The sequence below is a fragment of the Streptomyces sp. NPDC056948 genome (assembly GCF_042674225.1).
Classification (GTDB): Bacteria; Actinomycetota; Actinomycetes; order Streptomycetales; family Streptomycetaceae; genus Streptomyces; species Streptomyces purpurascens.
Genome location: NZ_JBHUQX010000308.1, coordinates 1 through 11,628 on the forward strand (window position 1 = coordinate 1; position 11,628 = coordinate 11,628).

Here is an 11,628-nt window from a genome sequence, read left to right on the forward strand (position 1 = left end):
GCCCCACGAGTCAGCGAGTCACCCGATGGCGATGCGGGTCTTCCAGTAGTCGGCGCGGCCGATGATCTCGGTACCGGAGCCGCTGAGGGCGGTCTTGCCGCCCGCGTGGAAGCGAACCGATCCGTCGGCGCGGACGGCCCAGATGTCGGGGTTCGCATCTCCATCGGCGCTCGGAGTGCCCATGAGATGAGGCACGTCGCCGCTTGACCAGCCCGAGGAGCCGTACTCGTTGTCCGCCCCGCCCGAGGAATTCGCCGCGGTCGCCAGCGAGCCGAGGTCGACCCCACCGCCGGAAGCGGCGATGCCCTTGCGCAGCCACAGTTTCCCGGAGGCGTCGGACCGGTAGACCAGGTCGGTCACACCGTCGCCCGAGACATCCCGTGCGACGACGAGGTCGCGCTCCTTCCAGGCGGACGCGTTCAGACGGACACTCTGGTCGACCGTGGCTCCGTGATAGCCGGTGAGGGCCCACAGTTCGTCGTCGGTCCCGGCGGAGTTCTTCACCGTGGCGAAGAAGTCGGCGCGGCCGTCCCCGGTGGCGTCTCCCGCGCTGAGGATCTGGGTGAAGTCGGCCGGACTCGGCCCCCCTTCGGGCAGGAGGATCTCCTGACGCTTGTCGATGTTCACGGCGCCGTATCCGTCTCCGGGGTAGACCCAGAGCTTCCCGCCGAGACGGACGACGAGGTCCTGAAGACCGTCACCGCCGTAGATGTCACCGTTGTGCGTGATCAGGGCCCCCTTGAAGTGCCCTGACGGGGCGGAGACGTACGAGGGCAGGTCGTCCCCGTTGGGGTCCTTGTCGGGGTTGGTCCGGTAGGCGCCGGCCATCGAGTAGTCCAGATCGCCGGTGCCCTTGGCCAGGTCGTCCTTGTCGGCCTGGGACGGGTACATGGCCAGGTTGCCGCCCTCGGTGACGACCATGAGGTCGGGCAGTTTGTCGCCGGTGAAGTCCCCGGGGCTGTCGGCCTGGTCCCGCGGCGTGACGTAGAAGAAGTACTTGGTGGGATCCGAGGGGTTTCCCGCGCTGTCCACGGCGCGGACGTAGAGCACGTTGGGCCCGGCTGTCGGAGGCTTGGCTCCGGAGAGGGAGGCACTCGCGCTCGTCGCCGTGCCGTTCGCACGGCCGACGCTGCCGGTGTAGGTGGCGGAGTTGAAGCCGTACTCGTAGCGCACGACGTCGCTGTTCAGGGCGCGCACGGTGAAAGACCCGGGCGTGCCGAACTTCTTGGCCGACCAGTTGGCGTCCTCGTCGTCGTTCCCGAAGCCGTTCTGGTTGCCGTCCGCGTTGGGGAAGTCGGCGGAACTCACCACGGGCGGCCGGGGCGCGGAGGTGTCCAGGACGAACCGGCAGGGTGTCTTGACCGGGTAGTAGGGCGACGTCGTACCCGCATCGTCGATCGCCCGCACCCGCCACGAGTACGTGGTGCCGTTCTTGAGCTTGCTCGTGGAGAAGCCCTTCGTCGTCCTCAGAGCCGTGCCGGTGTCACCGCCGACGGAGACCTTGCCGGTCGAGTCGAGCAGGTCACCGGCCGAGTCCCATTTCCCGGTCGGCCACAGGTCGAAGTCGAAGGAGTCGAGGTTCTTGTCCTTGTCCGTGGCTTTGGCGGTGAAAGTGAGATCACCGGAACCCATGCGGACGTACGGCTTGGTCGTGGTGCACTTGCCGTCCGGGCCGATGTCCAGCGAGTTCGAGACGATCGAGGGCCGGCGGTTGTAGACCAGCTCGAGGACGGGAGCGTAGTCACCGTTGGCCCGGAACTTCTTCCATGCGTACCGGGAGTGTTCGTCGCGGGCGCGCAGGCCGAAGGTGATGGTGTCCTCTCCCTTGTCCGCAGCCTTCTGCGCGCCCTTCTTCACGTCGAAGGTCTCGAAGGCGTCTCGGCATCCGGACTTGTAGCCGTGCGCGAAGCTCTTGGTCGCCAATTTGTTGCCGTCGTGGAGCTTGGGAGCGTTCTTCCAGTTGGTGTGGGAGTCGATCTCGCCGGTGAGGTGCACGCTCATCGAACGGGCGCTGCATGACCAGGAGTAGGTCTCCAACAGGCGCAGCTTGGCCCGGGTGATCTTCGTGCCCTTCAGGTCCTTGTCGAAGGAGATGTTGAAGAACGACCGGGACGTGCCCCAGGTATCGGACTCGAAGCCGACGCGGGCCTCGTGGGTGCCGCCCTTGTTGAAGCCCTTGCCGTTGTAGAAGGTGGCGTTGGGGTGGCGGTCGTAGGCGGTGGTCCAGTTCTGGGTGTGCTTCTTGACGGACGGGTCGATGAACACCGGGTACGTGGTGGCAGGGTCCTCGAGGAAGTCCCTGTCCGGGGTGAGAGTCCACTGTCCGGTGGACAGGTCGGCCTCGACGAGTTCACCCCGCGAGTCGGGGGAAGGACCTTCCAGCGAGGCCAGACCGAGCGTCGCGGCGGAGCCGGACTGCGACGGCGCCGGAGTCGGCTCCGCCGGCGCGGAGGGCAGCGGTGACTCGGCCGGCTCCGGGGCGGAACCGTCGCTCGCCGAGGGCAGCACCTCCACGTCGGTGTCGCTCTGCTCGTCGGACTCGACGGCTTCCTCCTCGGCGGTGGGAGCCGCACTGTCGTCGGGAAAGGCGCCGGAATCCGTCGGGCCCGGTGATTCGGGTTCGGTCGGCTGAGCCGTCGCGCCTACGCCGCCGTCGGTCACGGCCGGCTGCCCGCTGCTGTCCCACATCAGAGGGGTGGGCGACATCGCGACCTCTTCGTCGTCGGCGTTCTCGGCGCTGACGATCCCGGTCACCGGGTCGAGGCGGAAGGTGAGCTGGGCCGAGTGAAGGCCGTACACCAACTGCCGTACGTGAGGGTCGGATGCCGCCTGACGGTTCTTCAGGACCACGAGCTGGCCGAAGCCGTCGTCGTCGGCGGTGAGCACGAGGTCTCCGCCGGGGAAGATCTCCGGGTACAGTGCCCGGTTGCCGTCGATGATCGGAGCCGGGACCGGTCCGGGCCAGGTGAGCTGGATCTTGTACTCGCTGCCGGCGCCGACATACAGGGTGACCAGCGGATTCTCGGTGGCATCCGCTGCGGTCCGCTGCACCAGGGACACGCGCCGCGCTGTGGAGCGGGAGGCTCGCTGGCCTTGCGAGCCCGGCGAGAAGACCATGCGGGTGTTGACGGCCTTCGGCTCCCACCCGACCTTGGTGCGCCGCAGGCTCGGATCGATCTTCTTCCAGTCGCCGTCCACCTTGGCGCGGACGGGCGAGGAGTGGAGCTCCGTCGCCATCTGGCCGTCCGGACGGGCCCACGTCGTGGAACGGGCGGTGCGCGCGGTGGTCACTTCGACGGGCTTTCCGGTCCGTGCCGCCTGCTTGAATGCGATGGCTTCGGTGACGGTGCTCGTGCCCGGCTCGTGGTCGCGGCCGTCCTGCGTAGGACCGCCGTCCAGCCGTAGTCCGGCGTAGACGATGCCGGTGGTTGCGACTGCGGTGGCGAGCAGCGCCACACCGCCTCGACGGCCGGGCCTGCGGCGCCAGTTGCGCGTCATCGGGCGGGTTCCCCTTCCCCCTAGTTCCCCCTCGGAGCCGGCGCGTGACAGGGCGCGGCCGGGCCAGCCGATGATGACCTATGAGGGATCTGTCGTCACCCTGTGGAGATTTCGAGGGTGCGGAGTGAGAGATGCGACCCAGTGCTCCGTACAGAAGGGAGGGGCGACCTGTGGTGCGGTGATCGCGGAACGGTTGACTGCCCGTAAAATCACACAAAGCATAGCAATCTGGTTTTTGCTCTAAGCTCTTTGGTCGGTAATGACTTGTTCACGCCAAAGATTGCCAAAGGGTGGAGTGGTCCCCTGTGAAGCGCTTGCCGTGCTTCGTCTCCCTTCGCCGCACAACAGCCCGCTACGTTCCGTGATTATGATCACAGCGCAGCGTCACCTCTGGCTTTCCTTCACAGGGTGATCACAGAATCTCCGCTGTCTGATACGTCATCACGCGTGGTCCTTTGCCGGTCCCGCTTCCAGTGGTCCGGGGGGACCTCGCCGTGTTCGGTCGACTTCCGCATGCCCGCAAACCTCGTCTGGCGCGTACCGCCGTGCCGGTCACGGCTGTCGCGCTGCTGGTGGGGCTGCTGCCCACGCCGGCGCTTGCCCTTCCGCCGGATCCGGCGAAGGAGGAAGTCGGGCGCGAATCGCTGACGCTGGAGAAACTCGACCGTGACGAGCCGGTTCCCGGCAAGGCGTTCAGCCGTAGCCACAGCACGCTGAAGGCCGAAGTCCCCGAGGACCTGCTCGCCGCCCCGACGGGCACGACCAATCCCCCCTCCAACCAGACCGGCTCGGTCACCTTCGGCTCCACCGCGACGACAGCCTCGGCCCGTACGGCAGCCGCCGCAGCCGCACCGGCGGCTCCGAAGCCGGTCGGAGCACTGCCCGTCAGCCTCGGCCAAGCACCCGACCAACCGACACCCACCGGCACCTGGCAGGTCACCATCCCGGACCGGTCCTCCTCGGCAGCCCAGGGTGTGGAGGGTTCGCTGCTGCTGGTCCAGGGGCCCGACAACGGCTCGGTACCCGTCTCGGTCAAGCTCGACTACGGCAAGTTCAAGAACCTCTACGGCGCCGACTGGGCCTCCCGTCTGCGCTTCGTCACGTTCCCCGACTGCTACTGGACGACGCCGGACGACGAGGCCTGCCAGACGTACGAGGAACTGGAGACCGCCAACGACACGGTGGCAGAGTCCCTCACGGCCACCGTGGATCCGGCGGCCGACGGCACGGTCACGCCTGCTGCCGCCCCTTCGTCCAAGGCCCGCTCCTCGGGCGTGACGCAGGCCTCCTATCGGCGGTCCTCCACAGCGATGCCCGTGGCCGCCGCGGGAAGCACGGCGGTCGTCGGCGTCGTCGACTCCGGCAACAGCGGCGGCGGCACCTTCAAGGCGACGCCTCTCGCCTCTGACGGAAAGTGGGAGGCAGGCGGCTCCTCCGGCGCCTTCACCTGGGCCTACCCGTTGGCCGTACCGAGCCCGCCGGCTGGTCCCGCGCCTCAGATCTCCTTCAACTACAGCTCCCAGACCGTGGACGGACGTACGGCGGTCTCCTCGCCGCAGGCCTCCTGGATCGGCGAGGGCTGGTCCTACGACCCCGGCCACATCGAGCGCCGCTACCGCTCCTGCCAGGACGACCGCAAGGCGCTGAAGGCCGGCACTCCCAACAACACCGCCAAGAAGGACAAGACGTCCGACCTGTGCTGGGCGTCGTACAACGCGGTGATGTCGCTCGGCGGCAAGACCACCGAACTGGTCAGGGACGCGGCATCCGGAAGCGATCCGGAGAAGGACACCGAGATCTACCGTCCCCAACAGGACGACGGCACCCGGGTCGAGCGCCGAGTCGGCGGCAGCAACGACGACGACAACGGCGAGTACTGGGTCGTCACCACGACCGACGGCACGAAGTACCACTACGGCCTGAACAGCGTGGGCGGCGGTCACACCGACACCGCGTCGGTCTCCACCGTGCCGGTCTTCGGCAACCACCCCGGAGAACCGTGCCACGCCGACGCCTTCGCCGACTCGCGCTGCGGCTCCGGCAAGCAGCAGGCCTGGCGCTGGGGCCTCGACAAGGTCGTCGACGTCAACGGCAACACGATGATCGTCAACTGGAAGCAGGAGACGAATCACTACGCCGTCCGCAAGAAGTTCAAGTCACCCGAGCAGTACGACCGCTACGCCTACCCCGCCTCCATCGAGTACGGCCTGCGCCCGGACACCCTGACCACACCGTCGGCCACCGTCACCTTCGGCGTGAAGCAGCGCTGCCTGAGATCGGAGTCGGCATGCGATGCGGCCAACTTCGCGAAGACCGACGATCCCGGCGCCTACCGCCCCTGGTGGGACACCCCCGGCAACCTCAATTGCAAGTCCTCCTCCAAACTGTGCCCGTCCTTCCCGTCCTTCTGGACGCAGCTGCGCCTGGACACGGTGACCACGAAGGCCGCTCGCCCGGGCCAGACGGGCCTCGGCAAGGTGGATACGTACGCCCTGCACCAGTCCTTCCCGGAGGACTGGTACGACACCTCACCCGGCCTCTGGCTCAACTCGATCACCCGCACCGGCTTCGGCCCGGGCGACACCACCGGCACCCCGCAGTCGAAGGACGGCATCAGCTTCGCCCACTACACCGTCGGCTCCTCGTCGCCGCTGCGCGCCCGGCTCAAGGACCGCCAACTGCCCAACCTGGTCCTCGACGGCAAGAACGACCAGCGCCCCGGCTTCACCCGCCCCCGCATCGGTACGGTCTCCACCGAATCCGGCGGCGACATCGAGGTCGAGTACACCGGCGGGTGCGCGAGCGAACCCTCCGAGGACAAGGGCAAGAACAACGGCACCTGCTACCCGGTGCGCTGGTCACCCGACGGCGACGAGAAGACTCCGGCGAAGTCTTGGTTCAACAAGTACGTCGTCGCGTCCGTGACCGAGTCCGACAAAGTCACGTCGCACAGCAAACCGACCGTCACGATGTACTCGTACTCGGACCCGGCGTGGGCCAAGAGCGACGACGAGTTCACTCGTCCCGCTCTGCGGACGTACAGCGACTGGCAGGGGCACCGGCAGGTCGAGGTCACGAAGGGCAGCAAGACCAGCTCCGAGCCGGGTGTGCCCCAGTCCCAGTCCAAGTCGGTGACCCGCTACTTCCTGGGCACCGGTGGCGAGGTCAAGGATTCCACGAACACCTACACACTGCTGGCGGACGACGCGCCTCAGTACGCCGGCGTGACCGCCGAGGTCATCACCTACGTGGACTCGGGCGGCGAGGTCCTCAAGCGGTCCCTGAACTTTCCCTGGTCCAGGCAGACCGCGTCCCGCGCCCGCGAGAACGAGAACGCCACGGCGGCGGATCCACTGCTCGCGCATCGCACGGGCACCAAGCGATCGGACGAGATCCAGAAAGTCGGTTCGAGTTGGCGCGCTGTCCGCACCCTCACGACTCCCGATGACACCTACGGCCTTCCCCTCCAGGTGGAGACGGCCGTCGTCAAACCGAGCGGCTCCTCCGAGACCCTCTCGGACCAGACCTGCGCCAAGACGTCCTACCTGCACAACACCACCGCATGGCTCATCGGTGTGCCCAAGGAACAGCGCATCACGGGCACGTCCTGCGCCGGCTACGCGGCCGCGGCCCCCGCGACGGAGCTGAAATCGGCGCGCCAGTACACCTACGACAAGCTGGCCCATGGCGCGACGCCGACCAAGGGCATGATCACCTCGGTGGCAGAGACCGATGGGACGGGCACCTCGTACTCCGTGGTCACCGGCACCACGTACGACGATCTCGGCCGCGTCCGTACCGTCACCAAGCCGGGTGTCGGCACCTCGGAGACGCGCTACACGCCCGAGACCGGCGGCCCGGTCACGAGCACCAAGACGATCAACGCCAAGGGCCACACCGTCACCACGACCTACGACCCGGGCCGTGGCCTGCCGCTCACGGTCACCGACGCCAACGGCCGCGTGACACGCACCGAGTACGACGCCCTCGGGCGCCTCGTGAAGGGCTGGTCCGCGTCCCGCTCCTCCGGTGGCAAGTCACCGAACGTCGTCGTCGACTACCAGCCCGCCACCGCTACCACCAGCGCGAACAAGCCTGCCGCGGTATCAGTGGGCACACTCGAGGACGACGGTTCCTACGCCCGCGACGTGACCCTCTACGACGGCCTGTCGCGCGAGGTCCAGAAGCAGACCGAGGCCCATGGCCCCGGCCGGATCGTCGTCGACACCAAGTACAACGACCACGGCCTGGTCGCCGAGAAGACCGGCGCCTACCTGGCCAAGGGCGAACCGGACACGGAGCTCTTCAAGCCTCGGTCCCTCTCGCTGATTCCGTCCTGGACCCAGTTCCGCTACGACGGTCTGGAACGCGAGGCCCGTGCCTCCGTGTACCAGGGCGGCGGGTACAAGTACGCGACCTTCACCTGGTACGACGCGGTCAGCAAGACGGTGAACCCGCCCGGCTCCACGGCCCCGAGGACCCGCACCTACTTCGACGCCCTCGGCCGGACGACATCCGTCAGGCACTTCACCCAGGACACCTCCGACGCGACGGCGGGCCGCACCACCACGTACGGATACGACGCCCGGGGCAACCGCGACAAGGTCACCGACCCGGCCGACAACGTCTGGTCGTACACCTATGACGCCCGTGGCCGGGTGACCTCGGCCACCGACCCCGACACGGGAACCACGGACACGTGGTACGACGCAGCCGACCGCCCCAACCGCGTCCGCAACGCGCGCGGGCAGGAGAACTTCACCGAGTACGACGTCCTCGGACGACCCAGATACGTCCGGCAGGGTTCCGCAACCGCCATCCCCGTCAAGGAGTACGCCTACGACGAGGCGCCCGGAGGCATCGGCCAACCAACCTCGTCCAAGCGGCATTCAGGCAGCGGCGACTACGTCAACCGCGTCACCGGTTACGACGCCGACTACCACCCCACCGGCAGCGAGACGGTCATCCCGGCCAACTCGGCGACGACAGGTCTCTCCGGCACCTACGCCTACGCGTACACCTACACCCCGACCGGCAAGCCCCAGTCGGTCACCTTGCCGGCCGCGGGCGGCCTGGCGAAGGAGAAGGTCGTCACGCGCTACAACGGCGACGGCCTGCCCGACTCGACCTCGGGCCTGACCTGGTACACGGCCGACGCCACGTATTCGCCCTACGGCGAGGTGCTGCGCACCGTCTCGGGCGCCCAGCCGAACCGCGTCTGGACGACCAACTTCGTGGATCCGCACACCGGCCGACTTCAGCGCACGGTGGCCGACCGGGAGACGGCGGGACCGCACCGCATCACGGACAGCTACTACTCCTACGACGCGACCGGCACCATCACCTCCAACGCGCGCAAGCTCAGCGATGCGACGGGCAGCACATGGGACACCCAGTGCTTCACCTACGACGTGATGGGCGAACTGGCACACGCCTGGACGTCGAAGACCGAACCGACCGGCGCCGGCACCGGCTGCAAGGCGGCGAACGGCACCGCATGGGGCCCCCGCACCACGTACGCGTCCTCTTCAGGCCCGGTCGCCGACGCCCCCGACGCGGCTTCGGACGCGACAACCCCCGATGCCTCCCTCGCCTCCTCGCTCGCGGCGGCGGCTCCGGACACCAGCACGGTGGCCACGGGTACGACGGCCTACCACCAGTCGTTCACCTTCGACTGGCTCGGCAACCGCGCGAAGCTCACGGAGCACGACCCGGCCGACGCGACGAAGAACCTCACCTACACGTACGGCTACGGCAAAACGGTCGCAGGCACCGGCACAACGGCGTACCAGACCCAGCCGCACACCATGACGTGGATCAGTTCCACGCCATCCGGCAAGGACAGCGGCTACACCTACGACGCCACGGGCAACACCACGGGCCGGGATCTGTACAACACCACGCAGAATCTGACCTGGACGCCGGAGAACAAGCTCGACTCCATCACGGACGACGGCAAGAAGACGACGTACGTCTACGACGCCGACGGCAACCGCCTGCTGGAGAACTCGCCCTCGGGCTCGACGCTGTACCTGGGCGAAACCGAACTGACGACGGACGGCACAGGCGCGATGGTGCGCGCTTCCCGCTCCTACACCCAGCCGGGCGCCCCCACGGTGGTCCGCACGACAGCCAACGGCTCGACCACGGGCCACAAGGTCAGCACGCTGATCACCGACCACCTGGGAACGGCGAACACCTCCGTCGAACTCGCGACCGGCCAGCAGGTCACCCGCCGCGCGTTCAAGCCGTACGGCGAAACGCGCGGCACGAAACCGTCCACCTGGCCCAACAAGCGCGGCTACCTGGGCGTGGGCATCGACGACACGGCCACGGGCCTGACACACATAGGCGCCCGCGAATACGACCACACCTCCGGCCGCTTCCTCTCGGCAGACCCGATCATCGACATCGCGGACCCGCTGCAGATGAACGGGTACGCCTATGCCAACAACAGCCCGGTTTCGCGTTCCGATCACACGGGGTTGTGGATCGATGACGGAACGGGCCACAGCGAACCGCGTCGCGATGGTGGCCCCACGGGACCGTTGAATCCGAAGGGACCCGGTGTGCCCAGGGGCGGCACCGGCTCGGGCGGCTGTAGCTACAGCTGCAAGCAGAAGCCCGGCTGGGTGAAGACACAGACTCCGGTCACGAACAACGCCCAGCGGCTGCGGGACCTCTTCTACGAGTACGGACCGAACGGCCGCTTCCCGGACGGCAATTACTGGCACACGCCCATCGTCGAGGACAGTGGAACAAACAATGTGTGCTTCGGGCGGGAAGGCTGTCGCCTGGCGTACAAGTTCCTGCTGAAGAGCGACGATGTCGCAGAGGCCAAGCGCATAGCCGCCAACTACTGCGTCCAGAACTTCGAGAGATGCCTGGACGACGCCGAATCCTACGAGCGAGGCAAGCGCTGGGAGACCCTTCCCTACGCGTTCATTCCTGGAGGCCGGGCCGCCAAGGGAGCGGCCGCAGGCTGTAAGTGCTTCCTGGCCGGCACCGACGTCCTCATGGCGGACGGCACCGCCAAGGACATCGAAGATGTCGCAGTCGGCGACATGGTCCAGGCCACCGACCCCACCACAGGGGAGACCGGCTCCCGTAAGGTGACCCGGCTCATCCGGACCGAGTCCGACAAGCACTTCAACGAGCTGTCCATCGCCACCGGGGATGGCATTGCCCGCCTCACCGCCACCCACGAGCATCCCTTCTGGTCCCCGTCCGAACAGGACTGGATCGAAGCGGGCGACCTCAAGCCGGGCATGACGCTGCTCACCGACGAGGGCGACACCGTCATCGTCACAAGCAACCGACCGTTCACCAGGCACGCCAGGACGTACAACCTGACGGTTGACGACCTGCATACGTACTATGTACTCGCTGGTGCCACTCCGGTGCTTGTTCACAATTCTGGCGGATGCCCGGAGTTCGTGCCGCGCAACGAGAAGGCTGGCGATCTCGGCGGTAAATACCGTGAGGGGCAATCGACTCGGGACCCGGCGTCGCAGTGGTACCACGAAGAGCTCAGTAACGAGGATCTTCTGGATGGAATCAACAACGCTGCGGAGGGGGAAGGAATTCTTGTCTCCCGTGGCGGGACGATTCTCGGAGGACACCACCGCTGGGACGAACTCCAGACCAGAATCAAAGACGGGCGTATCGATCCAGACACGCCAATCCGTATCGACATCCTCGGCGGGGAGTAATTCTCTGATGTCTATGATTCATTCGACTGACCCTGACTTTCGTGTGTGTCAGATCAGTTTCGATACGCTGCTTGAGATCCAATTGGAGGCAGAGGATCGAGGCTGGGCGACGCGATGGACCTCGGTGGACGCGGTCCGTAGTCAGGTCAAAGAAGGAGTCGTCGTCCTCCAGTCGCTGATGCGTGAAGAGCGAGGAGGGATTCTGCGGGCGTACCGATGCCTCCTGCTGTTCTCGGCCGTAGGTGACGGCGATGCTGGCGGAATTGCCACGATCGACCTTGATCCGGCGAGGTTCGAATCGCTGGAGCGGATAGATCGAGACCCGGACGTTCGGAAGGTGCTTGTCCGGATGTTCTCCCTTGCGACGGGCGGGATTTCGATGGTGACGGTGACGCGGACCGCGTCCTCCTCCAGGAAC

Annotated in this window: 3 protein-coding genes; 2 read left to right on the plus strand and 1 reads right to left on the minus strand. The window is 67.1% G+C overall.

Going from position 1 to position 11,628, the window contains the following annotated elements; all coding sequences use genetic code 11:
• Positions 1 to 18: 18 nt before the first annotated feature.
• A complete protein-coding gene (locus ACFTZL_RS31540) occupies positions 19 to 3,498 on the minus strand; it encodes a DNRLRE domain-containing protein (protein WP_382589541.1) in 3,480 nt (1,159 codons plus the stop codon).
• 545 nt (positions 3,499 to 4,043) lie between these two features.
• Between ACFTZL_RS31540 and ACFTZL_RS31545 the strand changes: the two genes are divergently transcribed.
• The gene (locus tag ACFTZL_RS31545) at positions 4,044 to 11,210 is read left to right on the plus strand and encodes a polymorphic toxin-type HINT domain-containing protein (RefSeq protein WP_382589544.1); all 7,167 of its coding nucleotides are present in this window, start codon (positions 4,044 to 4,046) and stop codon (positions 11,208 to 11,210) included.
• Positions 11,211 to 11,223: 13 nt separating this feature from the next.
• On the plus strand, positions 11,224 to 11,628 hold a 405-nt coding region (locus ACFTZL_RS31550), incomplete at its 3' end, for a hypothetical protein (RefSeq protein WP_382589547.1).